This is a genomic window from Martinezella lusitana (genome assembly GCF_900094565.1).
In the GTDB taxonomy this organism is placed as follows: Bacteria; Pseudomonadota; Alphaproteobacteria; order Rhizobiales; family Rhizobiaceae; genus Rhizobium; species Rhizobium lusitanum.
The window spans coordinates 86,496-102,941 of sequence record NZ_FMAF01000010.1 but is presented as its reverse complement, the minus strand read 5'-3'; the positions used below and the strand labels follow the sequence as shown (position 1 = coordinate 102,941).

At 56.7% G+C, this 16,446-nt stretch carries 14 protein-coding genes and 2 pseudogenes; 8 read left to right on the top strand and 8 right to left on the bottom strand.

All coding sequences use genetic code 11. The features are described from left to right. Positions 1-22: 22 nt before the first annotated feature. Together GA0061101_RS20690 and GA0061101_RS20685 are read left to right on the top strand one after the other, a co-directional pair. The gene (locus GA0061101_RS20690) at positions 23-1,357 is read left to right on the top strand and encodes a M20/M25/M40 family metallo-hydrolase (protein WP_092574718.1); all 1,335 of its coding nucleotides are present in this window, start codon (positions 23-25) and stop codon (positions 1,355-1,357) included. 82 nt (positions 1,358-1,439) lie between these two features. Further along, a complete protein-coding gene (locus GA0061101_RS20685) occupies positions 1,440-2,648 on the top strand; it encodes an MFS transporter (protein WP_092574716.1) in 1,209 nt (402 codons plus the stop codon). Between the two features lie 201 nt (positions 2,649-2,849). Here GA0061101_RS20685 and GA0061101_RS20680 read toward each other — a convergent pair whose 3' ends face one another. The 3 genes from GA0061101_RS20680 to GA0061101_RS20670 are packed head-to-tail and all read right to left on the bottom strand — an operon-like array spanning position 2,850 to position 5,454. After that, positions 2,850-3,653: an ABC transporter permease gene (locus GA0061101_RS20680; RefSeq protein ID WP_092574715.1), complete on the bottom strand. Its 804-nt coding sequence runs from the start codon at positions 3,651-3,653 to the stop codon at positions 2,850-2,852. Positions 3,654-3,655: 2 nt separating this feature from the next. Next, positions 3,656-4,456: an ABC transporter permease gene (locus tag GA0061101_RS20675; RefSeq protein WP_092574714.1), complete on the bottom strand. Its 801-nt coding sequence runs from the start codon at positions 4,454-4,456 to the stop codon at positions 3,656-3,658. After that, positions 4,453-5,454, bottom strand: a complete 1,002-nt coding sequence (locus GA0061101_RS20670; protein WP_092574713.1) for an ABC transporter ATP-binding protein — start codon at positions 5,452-5,454, stop codon at positions 4,453-4,455. The genes GA0061101_RS20675 and GA0061101_RS20670 overlap by 4 nt, the downstream gene beginning before the upstream one ends. A gap of 525 nt (positions 5,455-5,979) precedes the next feature. On the opposite strand from GA0061101_RS20670, the gene GA0061101_RS38765 reads away from it, so the two are divergent. The 3 genes and pseudogenes from GA0061101_RS38765 (at position 5,980) to GA0061101_RS20665 (ending at position 7,538) form a co-directional block, all read left to right on the top strand. Continuing rightward, positions 5,980-6,165 (top strand): hypothetical protein, encoded by a 186-nt coding sequence (locus GA0061101_RS38765; protein ID WP_141694103.1) that lies wholly within the window; start codon positions 5,980-5,982, stop codon positions 6,163-6,165. Then, positions 6,150-6,345: pseudogene (locus GA0061101_RS40215) on the top strand (hypothetical protein); the annotation flags it as partial. The gene GA0061101_RS38765 and the pseudogene GA0061101_RS40215, both read left to right, overlap by 16 nt. A gap of 398 nt (positions 6,346-6,743) precedes the next feature. Further along, positions 6,744-7,538, top strand: coding sequence for an HD-GYP domain-containing protein (locus GA0061101_RS20665; RefSeq protein ID WP_092574711.1), 795 nt, complete (start codon positions 6,744-6,746; stop codon positions 7,536-7,538). 158 nt (positions 7,539-7,696) lie between these two features. Here GA0061101_RS20665 and GA0061101_RS20660 read toward each other — a convergent pair whose 3' ends face one another. The 3 genes from GA0061101_RS20660 to GA0061101_RS20650 form a co-directional block, all read right to left on the bottom strand. Further along, on the bottom strand, positions 7,697-8,065 hold the full coding sequence (locus tag GA0061101_RS20660) for a DUF4189 domain-containing protein (RefSeq protein ID WP_092574710.1): 369 nt from the start codon (positions 8,063-8,065) through the stop codon (positions 7,697-7,699). A gap of 561 nt (positions 8,066-8,626) precedes the next feature. Continuing rightward, the gene (locus tag GA0061101_RS20655) at positions 8,627-9,604 is read right to left on the bottom strand and encodes a hypothetical protein (protein ID WP_141694101.1); all 978 of its coding nucleotides are present in this window, start codon (positions 9,602-9,604) and stop codon (positions 8,627-8,629) included. A gap of 194 nt (positions 9,605-9,798) precedes the next feature. Next, the gene (locus GA0061101_RS20650) at positions 9,799-10,992 is read right to left on the bottom strand and encodes a hypothetical protein (protein ID WP_092574707.1); all 1,194 of its coding nucleotides are present in this window, start codon (positions 10,990-10,992) and stop codon (positions 9,799-9,801) included. A gap of 39 nt (positions 10,993-11,031) precedes the next feature. On the opposite strand from GA0061101_RS20650, the gene GA0061101_RS38755 reads away from it, so the two are divergent. The 3 genes from GA0061101_RS38755 (at position 11,032) to GA0061101_RS20640 (ending at position 12,683) form a co-directional block, all read left to right on the top strand. Beyond that, positions 11,032-11,355 (top strand): hypothetical protein, encoded by a 324-nt coding sequence (locus GA0061101_RS38755; protein WP_141694100.1) that lies wholly within the window; start codon positions 11,032-11,034, stop codon positions 11,353-11,355. Positions 11,356-11,972: 617 nt separating this feature from the next. Continuing rightward, complete coding sequence (locus tag GA0061101_RS20645; protein ID WP_141694099.1) at positions 11,973-12,254, top strand: DUF1796 family putative cysteine peptidase; 282 nt, start codon at positions 11,973-11,975, stop codon at positions 12,252-12,254. Between the two features lie 15 nt (positions 12,255-12,269). After that, positions 12,270-12,683, top strand: a complete 414-nt coding sequence (locus GA0061101_RS20640) for a hypothetical protein (protein ID WP_092574705.1) — start codon at positions 12,270-12,272, stop codon at positions 12,681-12,683. Positions 12,684-13,090: 407 nt separating this feature from the next. Here GA0061101_RS20640 and GA0061101_RS20635 read toward each other — a convergent pair whose 3' ends face one another. Next, complete coding sequence (locus GA0061101_RS20635) at positions 13,091-14,449, bottom strand: MFS transporter (protein ID WP_092574704.1); 1,359 nt, start codon at positions 14,447-14,449, stop codon at positions 13,091-13,093. Between the two features lie 422 nt (positions 14,450-14,871). Beyond that, positions 14,872-15,317, bottom strand: a pseudogene (aac(6'), locus tag GA0061101_RS20630) (aminoglycoside 6'-N-acetyltransferase). Positions 15,318-16,446: the final 1,129 nt, after the last annotated feature.

The following is a 16,446-nucleotide window of genomic DNA, read 5'->3' as shown; positions in this document are numbered from 1 at the left end:
AAAATCTGAAAGGTAGAACATCATGCAAACCTCGGTCTCCACACAAGCAGCGACGAGCGTCGCAGAGACGGAAGCAGTGGATTTCGTCCGCGACCTCATCCGCATCAGGTCGGTCAACACAGGCGATCCGCAGACGATGGGTGATGGGGAAGCCATAGCGGCGCGTTACATCCGGGATCGACTGACCGAAGTTGGCCTAGCCTCGACTTACATAGAGCCGATCGCCGGCCGAGCCAATGTCGTTTGCCGCATTGATGGCAGCGACAAATCCCAGCCGGCGCTTATTCTGCACGCGCATCTTGACGTCGTGCCGGCCGACGAGACGGAATGGTCGGTCCCGCCGTTCTCCGGAGAAATCCGCAACGGCATGCTCTACGGCCGCGGCGCGGTCGATATGAAGAACATGGCAGGCATCATGCTGGCGCTAGTCAGATCAATCGCCCGGAATAAATTCGTTCCGAAGCGCGATATCATCTTCATGTGGTTCGCCGACGAAGAGAACGGCAGCGTCTACGGCTCCGCGTGGCTCACCGAAAAGGAGCGGCACCTGTTCAATGGCGCGTCCGAAGCCATCAGCGAGGTCGGCGGTTTCTCCATCACACTTCCGAACGGCAAGCGAGCTTATCCCCTTGCGACGGCCGAAAAAGGCGTAGCTCGTATCAAGCTGACGGCGCGCGGTACGGCGGGTCACGGCGCGCTCGTCAATGATGACAATGCAGTGACGCGGCTTGCCGCGGCGGTCGAGCGCATCGGCACTCACGAATTTCCCATCCACCGAACGCCGCACCTGAACGCGCTGTTGGAAGGGCTTGAGACGCTTCTCGACACCAAATTCGAGGATGACAGGATCGACGAGCAGCTCGACCAGCTGGGTTTCTTCGCCTCCACGATCAGGGCATCGCTTCGAAACACTGCCAATCCGACGATGATCAACGGCGGCTACAAGCGAAACGTCATCCCATCCAGCGCCGAAGCGATCATCGACGGGCGGGTCTTGCCGGGAACGAAAGACGAGTTCGTACAACAGGTCACAGAGCTCGTTGGACCGGGGATCGATATCGAATGGACCTTCGGATGGACAATCGAATCTCCCGTAGACGGGCCTTTGATGGAGAAAATGTGCGCGGCGATCCGGGCGGAAGACGCAGACGGTACCGCCATTCCGTATCTTCTTCCCGGCGGAACGGACAACAAGCTTCTGTCGAAGATCGGCATCCATGGCTACGGTTTTGTACCCATGCGGGTACCGGCTGATTTCGACTATTGGGGCCTGTTTCACGCGGTCAACGAGCGCATACCGGTTGACGCGTTGGCGTTCGGCGTCAGGGTTCTCGACCGGGTGCTGAAGGCCTCCTGAACGAGAGGCCACAGTCGTCTTGGTGCTATCTGCGGCGGCATTCGCTTGATATCCCGTTCTCCTTCAGTCTTTTGAGCATCCCATGCAAATTCTCCAGCCGCTCCGCAATACGGTCTTTGCCGGCATTTGGGTCAGCTATTCGGTTTCTGTGGCGGCGACCGCCATCCTGCCGACGATCCTCACCTTGATGATCCTCGACTGGCACGATGGCATCGCTGATCTCGGCATCGCACTGTCGGTCAGAACACTAGGCTTCGTCGTCGGTGCCGTTGCCGGCGGCTACTTCGCCGACCGACTGCCGCGCCAGAAAGTCCTCTGCGCGGCGTCGGCGCTTCGCAGTGCGTCGACCCTTGCGATTGCATTGTTCTTTCATGACAGGATCGACGCGATTTCTGGCTGCCTGTTTTTCTCGGGCGCCGGCGAGGGGATATTTCGAAGTGCCTATCAAGCGACGATCGCCGACGTGATCCCGCCGGAACTGCGACAAAGCGCAAATGCCTTGACGACGCTCAGTTTCCGTATCGCCCTGACAGCCGGCCCTCTTCTCGCTGTGGCCATGCATGCCAGTTTTGGGGCAAGGTTCGGTCTGTGGGCGGCGTCTCTCCTGTGGGCATTGTCAGCGGCAATCGTATTCGGGCTTCAGCGTCGGCTCGCCGGTCGACAGCCGTTTGGCGAGCGAGCTTCCACAAGTTTTCTGGCAGACTATCGTGACGGCCTGGCGGAGGCCTTTCGTCACCGCTGGTTCATCACTGGTTTGGCGGTGTTATTGGTCTGGCTTGGGCTTGGAAACAGTATTCAGCAATTGACGTTGCCAGTCGTCAGCCGGACCGACCTTGGCGGCGATGCCTTCATTGGCATTGCGCTGGGTGCATATTCCATCGGCGCTCTTGCAGGAGGACTTCTTGTTGGAAGCTTTCGCATGTCTCGGCCCGGCATCCTGGCGTTCTTTGGTCTGTCACTTTATGGGTTAGTGCCGCTTTCGCTCTATAGTCATTCGGCGACGCTGATTGTTATCAGCTACTTCCTTGGTGGCGTCGGAATCGAATTGTTCAACATCCCGTGGTTCACGGCGATCCAGAACCAGATCCCCAAGGATATGTTGGGGCGGGTGTCCTCGATCGATTTCCTGGTTTCCTATGGGGCCGCGCCACTTGCGCTTGCCGCGATGCCGAGTCTGTTGTTGGCGATCGGTCAGGAACCGGCTCTCCTCTGGGTCGGCATTATTGTCTTGGTGCTCCCCGTATTTGCCTTCGCTGTGCCTGGGGTATTCGAGTTCAAGGAGCCTCGGTAAATGACGGCAGACGGTGTCGGGAGTGTTGACTTTCCCGATATGCTTTTAGAGAACGAGACGTAAGCGTTTCACATTTTTCGATCGTTCCAGCAGCTGTGAATCTACGTCCCTGGTTCGATCCTCTTCAAGACCTGCAGCTCGAGTTTCTATCGTCTGTGGCCGATTTACGCGCAGATTTTTGATGTTTATCCCGCTGATCAATTAGCTGCCGGCGCCTTGGTATTTGCTGTTGGCATACCGCCAGTAAACCACGGCCAGCACGACCCAGATCGGGCCAGCGAGGAGAGCCACAAGCCCACCCCAGTCTCCGAGGATCGGGATCGGTTTGTGCAGCAGGGCGGCGACCGGGACCGAGCTTGTGAGCGCGAGCGGAACTGCGGTGATGAGGATGGTCTGGATGCCGCCGGGAAAAATGTTGAGTGGGTAACGCGTTAATTCCCAAAACCCGAAGAAAATCGAGAACAGGTGGTTGGAGCGCACCCATATCAGCGCCGTGGCGCCGATAATGGTGATGAGTGCAGCCGTCAGCAGCGTCGCGCTGAGGAGCGCGGCAACGAGGAACGACGCGGACCAAACCGACCAGGCGAAGTCGACGGACAGAACGGCCCAACCCATCAACGCCACCGCGAGGATGACGTGGCCGGCGTAGCCGATATTGAGCCCGGAAAAGACTAGATAGGCCCAAGGGCTGAAGGGCTTGACCAGCAAGGTGTCGTAGGTGCCGAGCCGCACCAGTTCTTCAAGGTCGCGCAGTTGCACGAAGCTCATCGCAGCCCCGAGCGAATAAGCAAGCAGTTGGAAACTGAACAATAGTGCCAGCTCCGGCCAGGTCCAGCCGCCGAGTGTGTCGAAGCGGGCAAGCAGGATTCCAATGGTAGCGAAGACGCTGGCATAGGAGAGGATCTGCGCAAAACGGTCGAGCCAGAAGGCGCCGCGATACTCCATCTTTGATCGGATATACATCCGGACCAGCAGCGGAAGGATGCGCAGGTGATGACGCAGCACGATCAACCTCCCTGCACGGTGATGCGGCCGGAGGCAAGGCGCCAAAGCCAAAGAACGCCAACAAGAAACAATACGGTCCAACCAAGGCCCAGGCCGAGATTGAGCCAGACATCGGCAGTGGAAAGCCTGCCGAGATAGACGGCGTTGGGATAATAGACCACCCAGGCGAAGGGCAGGTGGCGGGCAGCCGTGGCCAGTGGCTCAGGAAAGAACCAGAACGGCACCAGCAGACCTGAGAATAATTGCAGCAGGGCGCCCAGGATCCAATCAAGCGAGAAGCTCGTCATCAGCCAGAAGGCGATGAGGCCGAAGAGCGCCGACATGAGGAACAGCAGTGTAAAGGACAGCGCCCAAAAGGCGATGAACATCAGGGCGTGAAACAAGCTCGCCGGCGCCAGCATGCCGTAAAACAACGCGGTGAAGGCGACGGTTGGAATGACCTGCGTCATTAGGCGATAGCCAAAGCTTCCGCATTCATTGGCGAACAGATAGAGCGGATAGGACAGGGGCTTGAGCAGCCAGACCACCACGTCGCCGGTCTTCAGCGACCGGCCGATCTCGCCGATGATTCTTTCAGGGCGGGTCGCGCCCATTACAGCGCCGCCCAGTAGGGCATAGGTCACCATTTGTTGCAGGGAGACCCCGTCGACCATGGTTGCGCTCACGCCCGCATAAGCTGCCTGCCAGATGGCGACACGCGCGAAGACCTGCACGAGTTTGCCGAAGATGTTGGCCCATACTTCGTTACGGTAGGCGAGCTGCGAGTGGAAGGCGCTGCGGGCGAAGGCGAAATAGGCGCTCATGATGCCAGGGCCTCGGCGTTGCGGCGCTGGTAGAAGGTGCGGATGACCTCTTCGATGTCGGGCTCGTGCAGCGCTACGTCCTTAAGACCGCGGCCGCTGCCTACCTCCGACAGCACCGCGACGAGCGATATTTCCTCCCGCTCGATGAGATAGTTCTTACGCAAGCCCTCGTCGCTGACGAGTGTAGCGGTTCGCAACGGTAGCGGTCCGGGATCGCTGACAAATTCGAGGGTTAGTCGCCGGGCCGAGCCCAACGCGGCGCGCAAGCTCTTCAACTCCCCGTCGAAAATGAGCCTGCTATGATCGACCATGATCAGTCGCGGGCAGATGGTCTCGATGTCCTGCAGGTCATGGGTGGTGAGAATGATCGTGACGCCGCGCTCTCGGTTAATCTCGGCGAGAAAGCGCCGCACGGCATCTTTGGCGACTACGTCCAATCCGATGGTCGGCTCATCCAAAAAGAGGATCTTTGGGTCGTGTAACAGTGACATCACGATTTCGGCGCGCATGCGCTGGCCAAGGCTGAGCTGGCGCACCGCACGGTCGAGGAAGGGCGTCAAATCCAGCAACTCGCTGAAGCGCTTCAGATTATCCGCATAGCGAGCGGCGGAGATATCGTAGATGCGCTGATGCAGGGTAAAACTGTCGATTAGCGGCAGGTCCCACCACAACTGGCTGCGCTGGCCAAAAACGACTCCGATCTCTCGCGCATTGTCTATGCGCTGCAGATGCGGCGTCCGGCCGAGCACCGACAGCGTGCCCGCGCTCGGCACTAGAATGCCGGTCATCATTTTGATCATCGTGGATTTTCCGGCGCCGTTAGGGCCGAGATAACCTAGGGCCTCGCCGGCCGCGATGTCGAAACTGATATCAGAAACAGCTACAACTTCGTTGTATTCGCTGGTCACCAGCGTCTTTAGCGCGCCCAACAGGCCGGGAAACCTTTTGTGCTGCCGGAAGCGTTTGTTCACGCCTCGCGCCTCGATCAGAGCTGTCATGTGTGTTCACTCTAGCGTTTGTTCAAGCCGATTCGGCGGCGGTGAGAGCTTGATTAAAGCTAACCTCGATCTTCAGAAGTTCAAGTAAAAGTTGCGGATCTGTCACTTGATCGAGCGGTGATCGCGCAGGCCGCACCGCTACCGGAAATCAGGCAGCGGCACCCGGACCGATTTTTTTATGCGCAATGGCGCGGGCACGATGAATGTGAATGGTGAGAGCAAAGCAGCTGCGATGCGGTGCGACGTAAAGATTTCGGCTCGTCATTGACCGGCGCGGACCCAGGGGCCTGGTTTCCAATAATGTCTGCGCCCTATTTTTATATGCCGGTGCCTCGATCATCCGACCTAGTGGAAGCTGCTTGGGATTGCACTATCGGCTCTTCCCACGAAAATTGGCAAATTCGCTTGCCGCCCCATTCGACAATGCGTGTTCAAGGCTAGAGACTATCAATTTTGCAACACCCCGCCACTACCTGTATTTTTCGAAGTTCGTATGGATGGACAATAGCGGACGTTGGCGGTGATATGAGATCATTGTTCGGGTCTTGCTTCGAAAGCGGTGCGATGGGGTTTGTAAGCTGGCGGCTCGTCGGGATGCTCAGATTGCATAGCCAGCGCAACGCTGGCACCCTCGGTGGTCTGTACGAGCCGTGGGTCAATATTGCTATTGATCGCTTCGAGCATGAGATCGAGGCGCGGCAAGAAGCCTGATCGCGTCATTCGCCAACGGCGTCATCTGCGACCGGGCAGCGGTCCAGAACGCAATAACTTCGATGTGGTCGAACAGCCAGACTGAGGGACAGATCACCAAGCTTAAACTCACCAAGCGGCAGTTTGTGCGGGCGCAGGAAGCTGGATCTGCTCGAGGCACGTATTGTCAGAGCACCCTGATGTCATCGAGATTGCGTCAGGCCCTATCCCGTACCGCACCGGACGACAGCTCAATCCGCGAATTGCCATCAAATTCAAAAATAGCAAATTTCAATTGAGAATACGTGCCTACACTCAGGTATATCTAAATACAAATTGATCATCTCAGCTTTATTGCTGCGGTCATCTCAGTTCGTTGGCAAATAACTCTTTATGAATTCTCCTATCGCAAACGTTATACCCGTGTGTTATATTCGCTCGCAAGCAATTTAAATGTGAAGCAATCTCAGTATCTTCGACGCGGATAAGTGGATTTATTAGGCGGATCACCCTTCGTCAAAGAATAGAATGCTCGGCGACGGCAGGATCGTCTGGAAATCCACTTTTGTGGCGCCTGGCGCGCGGAAATCGAGGCTGCAATGCTGCGTCATGAGTTGAACGGGGTTATGGACTCGCGGAAGGGGTTTAGCTTCGAGCCAGACGTCTTTCGAAGTGGGGAATTGCCTGCATATGTCGGCGCTCTCGATGCGCCGCCCAAGGCAGAACAGATCAGGTTTGCCCAACGGCTGACCGCAGAATTGCGACCAGGAATCGAGAGCCTATTTGCCTCGATAAGGCTTGATCGCGCCGTGCGTATTGAAGCTACGCTCAGGATTGTTGGACGACTTATGTCATCAAGCACCAGCACGCTGATCAACATAGCAAATCTGGAATACGCGGGAGAGAAGATTGAACATCATTCGCTGGTCGTCAGCGCCCTGATGATCGCTTTCGGCAGACATCTCGGCCTCATCCGGGAAACAGTAAGACTGCTCGGCTTGGGCGGTCTGCTCCACGATATCGGAAAATTGATCCTGCCAGGTCGACTGCTGCAAAAATCTAGCCAATTTTCGGCGGCGGAACTGATGGCTATGAGGACGCACCCTGACTTGGGACATCAAATGATTGCCCACGCCGCCAACGTCCCGAAAGCAGTATTGGATATTTGTCGCCATCATCATGAGAGGTTCGATGGAACCGGCTATCCGCACCAGCTTGCGGGCAAGGACATTCCTGACGTTCCCGCATCGCATCGATCTGCGACGTATATGCTGCACTCACCGCCACAAGGCCATATAAACGCGCGTGGTCTCGTTCAGAGGCGATTGGCACAATGCTTGGATCGAAAGGCCACTTTGATCCTGAGCTTCTGGCCTCATTCGTGCATATCCTGACCGTCGGTTGCGCGTCCCGCTAGATAATCGGGTCGTCGCCGTCAACGCCAGGACGCCTTCGACCGGCCCCGTCAGGCTCAACGCCAGATCGAGCATATGGATCGCCTGCCGTATGACGCTCTCCCTTGGAGACACCAGGTTCGAAAATGTGTCGAATGCTATTTCGAGCAGGTCCAGCTCTTGACGTGACAGCCGCTATCATTTGCGTCACAGTTCCCAAGCGCAATGTCTTGTGCTTGGTTGCGGCTCGCGCTCCAACCATAGCCATAGCCCAGGTTGCTGCCGACGGCGAGTGCACCGCACGCATTGCGGAAGTAGACGACCACCCTGCAATCATCGGCGTAGGAGGAGCATCCGGACAACGCTTCCTCCTCGGCGCCATCCCGCGAAGAATAGTTGTGGGAAGAGCCGTACGAGCCTGTATTTTTCGAATAGGCAATCGCGCCGAATTGCGCAGCGGAAGCAATGCCTGTGCTGAGGGTGAAGGCCAGCGCGACAGCCGCTGCAGTCGATTTCCTGGACGTCATGTGTCTAAACCCCAAGTGAACATTGAGCGGTCTCCGGATGGTCGTTGTCCGAGTTTAATAGCCGCAACCGAATTGTGCAGGTGCTTGGCAAAGTCCGTCAACGCACCATTTTTGGGCGGGTTATTTTTTCTAGGGCATTGCTCAGATCGGGCGGCGCAGGCCGTGGCGAATAGCGTATGGTTCGTCCCGAACCGCATCGGCCGATTGCGCCCTCTTGGCATCTAGATGTCTGCACCAGATCTTTCTACGCCAGCGCACGGATCATCCGTCTTCTGGAGGGTGTCTGGGTTTGTACAACCAGCTCTGCCCGTGGCAACTGGCAAATGCGATTGCTGCCCATTCGACAACGCGTGTTCAAGGCTACAGACTATCAATTTTGCAACACGATAAGACCGTTCTCGGAACGCACCGGGGCGTTGTGAGGGGATGGCTGCGACCAAGCCGGCGAGCAAACGACAGGGCCGCGAACACCGCGACCCAATGTGGCCAATTCAACTTATGGAACATGCGGAGCACCGGCATACAATAGTTCGTGGTTAGAAACCTTGGGCATGCATTTCCTCAATGCGCGGTGATCGGCCCAATTGCGAGTTGCCCGGTCTTCGTGAGTGAACCACATCGGTAAACATCGAAGCGGGCCTCGCCAAGCCACGAATAATAGATCAGTCCGGTGAGGCGCTTTTCCTGAGTCAGCTGGCGAAAATCCCCCATCATTTCCTGGACCAGAAGGCTACGCGCGCGCTCGTCGGACGGGCAACTCTTGCTATCGTTGGGGAAACCCCATTCCGTCACCCAGCATGGTTTGCCGCTCGATGAGCCGGCGGGAGAGCATAGCGGCAGCGCGAGCTGCTGCAACCGTCGCAGGCGATGGATGGCGGAAGCCTTTTCGCCCGGCCCGTCAGCCCACGGGTAGGTGTGAAGATTGTAATCGTCGACGAGCTTGTCCAAACCGTTGTTACGAAGAAACGTCATGGTGGCGCCGGGGCTGACGCCGTCATAATTCTTAGGCGTCGGCCAGGCGCCCTCGGGTCCGGTGTCGACAAGACTGAAAGGCAATAGCGGCGCTTGTCGGCTGAGGCTCGAATGATCCCGAACATCCTTGAGAGCAGCCAAAACCCTCAGATATTGCAGATAGCCTTTGGCGACCTTTTGGCCCTCGGAATCGTGACTAAGATCATCGAGACCGAGCACGCGTCCCTCGCCAGGCAAGCTAAAGTCCGGATTGTTGCCGGCCATATTGATCTCATTTTCCAATTCGATCCCGGCCAGGGCGATCCCAGCGGCGTCGAGCTTGTCCATGAACTGCTGGAAATAGATGCGGGAAAGGTCGGGGGCGAGGAACGAAATCGGCGGACCTGCCCACATGCCCGGGAACTCTTTCGGCCGATAGGGTCGCACCGCAGCGCCTGGTGCGTATTTGCCGTGGAATATCAGAACCACCCCAATGTTCTGCGCATGGGCGCGCCTGATAAAATCGAGGTTCTCGTCTTCTTTGTCCTCCATCCCGAACCGGATGATGTGCACGCCGGCGGCCTTCATATGAGCCAATGCCGCGTTCTGATCCGCGACGCTGAAAGAGGTGGGATGAACGAAGTTGATACCGGTCAGAATGGCGTCTGCCTGCGCTGTTGCTGGAGCCAAATATAGAACCAGAACCCCGGCAAGTCCCATGAGGAAGCCGGCGACGGTTTTTTGGGAGCGTGTCATGGTTTCATCTCCGCACCAATTGGCGACTATTGAATGAGGTCGTAGCCGAGCAGCGTTTCCATTTGGCCTTTGCCGTCGCAGTCCGGTCGATTGGCTGCAAAATGCGAATGTTCGGTGTCGGAGTAACACTGGTAGAGCGGTTGGGTGTTGGTTTCCTGCCGGACATAGACCCAGCCCGCCGTGCGCAGTCGCTGATACGCGTGGGCTTCGCAAAAGCCTTTCTTGGCAAGCAGATGATCGAGATGTCCGGGGTGGGCACTGACACAATCTTCCAACTCCGAGGATGGTTGGCCAGTTGGGGCGACCGTCATCAGATAGCCCGACTGCGCTTCAAGCCTGTAGATGGTATCATTTCCCGGCACCGCCGCCGTCGTGGACCAGCGGTCGTGTAAGGCTGCATCATACCAGCGCGCGAGCAGCACCCCGACCTGTGGGGATCCCGGCGTATCGGACGCCGACACGGTCACATCGCGGAAGACCAGATATTTCCGATTGCTGCCTTCGTTGGGCTGCATGTAGGCGTAGACCAGCATCCACGAATTCGCGAGTTGATTGGCGCCGGTCGTGGCGTCGAGGATCACCGGATAGAAGATGAGTTCTGATGGAGCGGGACGTTTCCACTCTCTGGGGTCGACAGCAAGCAGCGGCTCGGGCAGCGGCGTGAGCGTGGTGTGATCGCGGCTCAGAAACAATCCGAGGCCGCCCTTTACCCAGCCCGTCAGCACGGTTTGGCCGGTCGTCGTCCAGCGGGCCGCGCTGACGCCCGATCCGTTCATGAGGCGTGTCGCTTCTCCTCCCAATCCAGGCTGTTCCCATTTGCCTTGGAAGAACTTCATCCAATTGCCTGGACGTTGGCTGGAAACCGGCGCGCGTGCGACGATCAGCGCTCCATCTCTCGGGCGGAAGCAATAGGCATAGTAATAGCCGTCTTGTCCATTGATGCCGGTGCAATCGCCTTCACCGGTATTCTTGTTTGCTGTCGGATCGTCAGTGCCAGTGATGATTTGTCCAAGGCTGTTCCAAGTCAGGCCATAATCGATTGAGACGGCAAGGGACATGGATTTGTGCGTTTGGCCCAGCTGGTATTTGCATGCGGTTTCATCATGGATAAAGCCGATGACCGTGGTGCCGATAAGTTCGGCGTGGTTCAGCCATTGTCCGCACGCGTCGTATGTTCCAGGCTTGCCTGGACGCAGCACGGTACGCTCGGGGCCGCCCATATCCCCTGGAGACCGTCCATCTATGGCGCGAGTATCACCATGGGCGTCAAAGCCACGAAAGCCTCCACCGGGTATCTGGATCTCGGTAAAGCGATTATCAGCCATGTCAGCAGCCGGCCCTCGGACGACGTGTGGAAGCCCGACCCTAATCCGGATGCATGTATTGCAGGGCTGGTCGCTTATCGGCGCGATTTCAGCGGCCGCAGGATTCCAGCTCACGGCAAGGATGAACAGAAACAGCTCGATCCGGGGCCGGTGACCAAACGCGCGCGCCATGGAAATACCTTTCGTGATCACGCTCTGGTTTCAGCTTGCGAGCAATCCCGTGCCATCCGGGCTGGGGAGGCGCTTACACCTAGATGAGCTAGGCCTTTCAGCAGAATTGCCGCTGAAGCCGACGGAAATATGTCGCAGCCTCACGCCAAGAACGGCAGAGCCGCTCAGCCCAGGCACGTCCGACAGGAGATCCGATGTGAATTGGATCTGAAAGCTGAATGCTTGCGGCCCAAGCATGCGCTAACATCACACCCGGATCACCCAACGGGAACACTCCACGACTTAGACGATCTCAGCCACGGTCGGAAGCACGAATGGTTTCGCCGAGCCCGATACTCCCACGCGGTCGTTGACTGGAAAGCCGAGCGTGCTTCAGTGTGGCGATACAATCGCTGGGCAAATGGCCGCATGACTTGGTTCGCCTTTCTACACTGTACGTTGGATGGCTTTGGGTAAGCATGGCATCGGAGGCACATGGATCGGGCGAACGGTAACGCTTGCGGAGTTGAAAGGCGTTAGCAGTATGGATCATATTCGAGAGTGACAGCTCCGTAGTGCTGCATCCCCTGACCGGCAGACGCCTGATCAGGCTTCAATGCACGGACACCGATGACAATAGTAGCATAATCGAGGCGGAGACCCTCTTCACAAAACGCCACGAACTGTGCAAACAAACCGAACCCGCTTTCTTTTCGGATATCTACATGTCTGTCGTCAGCGAAAATCAGGCTTTTATTAGCGTCGGCGTTTCTTGCCAAACCGCTCAGCAGCTGCAGCGGCATGTCGGGTTCCTTTCCTCACTCTTAGATGATCGGCTGCGCGAAACGTCCGGGTTCTTCAATTGGGTTTTTGTCAGCGCGGCAGATATCGCAAAAGTCGCGGACCGCCTGCTGTTTGGGCCGATCACCGCCCAATCCCTCTATGTGCCCGTCCATGCTCAAGAAGCCCTGCGGTTGGAGGATTTCAAAGTTTGGTTTTGGCACTAGAAGTTAAGCGATGAGGTGAACCAAGACGACGTTGAGAGAATTGCGGCAAAATATGAGCGTCTTCGCAATAATTTTTTGAAGCTGCTTGAAAAACCTGTCCGCTATATTGTCCTCAGCAATACGCAGAACAATATAGAGGAGTTCTATCCCTATAAGACCCAGGGAATGAACATCTCTCTCGATGCTAACATTGTTTCGGAGATTGCCTGCGCACCGCGGGCAATCAACCAATATGGCCGCGCTGAAATAATTGTATTGAGCTATCCGCGGTCATGCCGGCCGATCTTCGCTATGCGCAAATTCCCTCAAACGCCAAAAGTCGAGGTAACCGCTCTCAGCTCGAAGGTAGTGTTGAATTCCACAATGATTTTGAGCCAAGGGGTTAATGTTCGGTGCTGGTTTACACGCAGATTGGTAGCGTGGATGTAATTTGCAGCAAGAATATCCAGGTACCCATGCGTATGAGAGACAGAACTATGTCACTCCTCTCATAGATCTCGCCAGCCTCGACAAACTAGACGCACGCCCAGATTGTACCATAGACGGGAGAAAAGCTTGAATGTATATCGCAGGTGCGGAATAATACGGTTGCGCCGCAGTATAAACATGGAATGTGTCTTCTTTGTTCTGTTTACATTTATGAACATAGTAGCATATTCTAATTCGAAATTTCCTTTCGAAGGGAATTACTCGGCTAGTGTCCCGGCCACGACGCTTGTTTTTCTACGGTTTTCGAGGATTTTTTTGCCGGCTGATACCGTTTCTGGGCAGGCGTGATGGGTCAACGTCACGGTACGGTTCTGATGCTCGGAACTACCCTATCGGCCACATCCGGTTTACCCTTCCTTGAAGAGACGAGCGGACAGCATTGCGACGGCTGCCGCAAAAAGAAGACCTGCTGAGATTGCCAAGGCGGTGTGCGCACCGGTAACGAAAGTGTCGGGTTGACCAATCAGCGAACCAAACAGTGCCACGCCCAGAACGCTGCCGGTTTGCCGCGTCGAATTAAGGACACCGGCGGCAATGCCTGAGCGCGCCTTTTCAACGCTTCCCAAAAGCGCGGATGTGAGGGGTGGCACCAGCAAACCGAGACCGGCTCCGATCGCGACAAGCTGCGCGCAAGTTGCCCAATAGTTTGTGCCATGTCGGATGCCGAGCAATGCAAGGCATCCGCAGGCCGCCATCACCGCGCCTATGGCGATAGTCGCCGGCGCACCGATGCGTTCGGATACGCGCGCGGCCGCCAGATTGACCGGCAAGACCGCGCCCATCATGGGCAGGAAAGCCAAGCCGGTGGCGAATGGCGACATTCCATTGAGGCGCTGAAAGTACAGACTGAAGACAAAGATCAGCCCGTAGAACGCCACGTTGACCAGAAGGCCGACGAGCGATGTCAGGGCAAACATACGATGTTTGAACAGTGAAAGCGGCAGCATCGGCTGCGATCCGCGCAGTTCCTGCAAAATGAACAGGATAATCAACACGGCGGACGAAACGAAACCCGCGATGATCAAAGGACTGCCCCAGCCCATCGCACCACCCTCGATAAGTGCGCCGGCAAGGCAGCCCAGCGCCGCGATTGCCGCAAGCTGACCGTATAGGTCGATTTCGCGCTGAGGCGACCGAGCGGTTTCTTGGGCGTAGCGCCAGGTCAGCCAAAGACCGATGAGACCGATGGGCAGGTTCACCAGAAAGATCGACCGCCATCCCGCCAGAAGGATCAACCCGCCGCCGATAAGAGGCCCCGCCGTCAGCGCAAGGCTCGCTCCCGCAGCCCACATGCCGATTGCGCGGCCACGTTCTTTTTCATCCGCATAGGCATGGTTTAAAAGTGCGAGTGAATTTGGGACCAGAATTGCGGCGCCAAGTCCCTGTATCGCCCTTGCGGCGATCAGCAGAGGAACCACCGGAGCAAGCGCGCACGCTACCGACGCGAGGGTGAAGATGGCGAAGCCCGTCATAAAGACTTTCTTCGCCCCGATACGGTCGCCCAAGGCGCCCGCAGTGAGGATGAAGGCAGCAAAAGCGACGGTATAGGTGCTGACCACCCATTGCAGTTCGGAAACATCACCCCCGAGCGATGTCCCCATACTGTTCAGGGCCGTGTTGACGATTGTGACGTCAAGCTGAACCACACCGTAGCCAAGGCTCATGGCCGCGAGCGTCAATGACTTCGAAAGCTTCGAGCGGGGCATCCGATCTGATTGGGTCGTGGAGGAAAGATCCGAATGTGATGGAGGAGTGCTTCGCATAGATCACCTGGAGGTGTTGCAGCTAGTTCGATCGATGCGTTGCCGACGCGTGGCGTACATTGGCAGCGACGAGCACCAGCCATCCCGTCCAAATCAACGCATAAATATGGGTTTGGATCCTTTCAATGTGACGATGTGACTGGTGACAAGGAGAATCGGCCAATAACAGCGGCGCAACGTTCTTTCCTTATACCGCTAACTAGATGGTCTCACCGACGCGATGCTCGTCGACGTCGAGGCGAGCAACTTAAGGCCCGAATGCGCGTCCTCAATATCGCCGCGGCGGCAAAGAAATCCACGTCCAATGCGTATCACCAGGAACGAATTGGGCCGAGGTCGGCATAATAGTCTGCCTTACGGGGTCACTACAAAATCTGGCGGAAAAATACGACGCGCTCGGTTTCCTCGAAGCCGAGAGCTTGAAGAAGCGCGTGGCTGTCGACCTCATCGAACGCGGCATCGGAGGCAAATTCACTGCAGTCCAATGATTTTCCGAAGGCTCGAACTGCTTCGAAAAGTCCCCGTGCTATTTTCGCACGCCTGTAAGTGGGGTCAACATAAATCCCCTTTAGAAACAGGACAGGAGAAGAAGAGCATCCGTTGACGTAGTCGCGCCGTAGCGACGCCTCGGCGAAACCCACGAGATCGCCAGAGGAAAGCTTGGCCACGAAACCGAATGCGTCCGTGACGCTTCCATCGAGCATTGCCCGTAGTTCGTCAGTATGCTTCTGAAGCGGGGCCCAGGCCATAGAGCGGAGCGCAACCGGGCCCATGCATCTATATGGACGATCTCACCCCGTCTGATATCCATAGAATGGCCTTCCTATAACCGCCGCACTCTTCGCCGACCGCAGATGGCAAAGGGTAAGCGCTACTATTTCAATTTCAATGGCCGCTTACGACGGACACCGTGGAACAGGAAGCACTGTTTTACGAGTTAGCCGAACGGAAGCGTCCTACGTCGTCGTGCTCGCTTGACCGAGCGCCAGCGGACCCTATCTGCAAAACCTGATAGGAGGTGCGAGATGAGAAACCCGCAATCGGATACGGACTTTCGCATGCTTTCCGAGGCCGTCAACGCATGGTTCACATTCTATTCGGTCGAACCGGACGAGCAAGCGTCGAACACTTTGACAAGTGCGGCTCTAAAGCTCTTCGACGGTGGTTGCCGTACGGTTGAAGACCTTTCTACCATGCTAATTGGAACTTATGTCGGGGTATGGGCCACGCGGATCAACGCTCCGACTTCTGCGTCTATCCACTAGAAGTCGTCTCTGTCACCTTGCTGCCGAGCGATCCCATAGTGGTTCGATGGGACGCCATTTGGGAACCACAGGCGCTAATGTCGCGGATCCGAGGGCAAACCTCCGTTGTCGAAGTTTCCGTTGCTCATGGCGTCGTATTTGTTCAAGCTTTTAGCTCCGCCACGGGTTCCGAACGCCGTTAATTCGACCATCATCGCTTTCGCCCGGTTGATGGCGCTATCTTCTTGGGAAGCTTCGCCTTCTGGTACAATAACGGTGACCCGCTCTCCCTGGTCGCCGATGAAATCGACCTTCCAGAAGTCTATCCGTGTGTAGCTTTCGTGTTCGTCAGATGCATCGAGAATTCCTCAACTTGCCTTTCCGGTCGTCCATTACTTGGCCTGGGACGAGCAACCGTTCCGGCTCCCGTCGGCGGCTCTCTTGAGGGAAGCAGGACCCGCGCACGTCGCAAGTAAATGAGCGCTCACCGCGGCCATCCCTCACGCTTGCAGAGGCTAAACGTTGACAGCACAATAGGGTTCCGGTGACCGTTCTTCTGACACCTGCGCCGAAACGATGGCGCGGCCGTTCGATCATAGGGCATTACGTCATTGAGAAGACTATATGTTTGTTAGTGATGCCCTATCCGGCAGGATGGTCGTCAATAGCAACACGCGATGTCTGCAGGAGTGATCA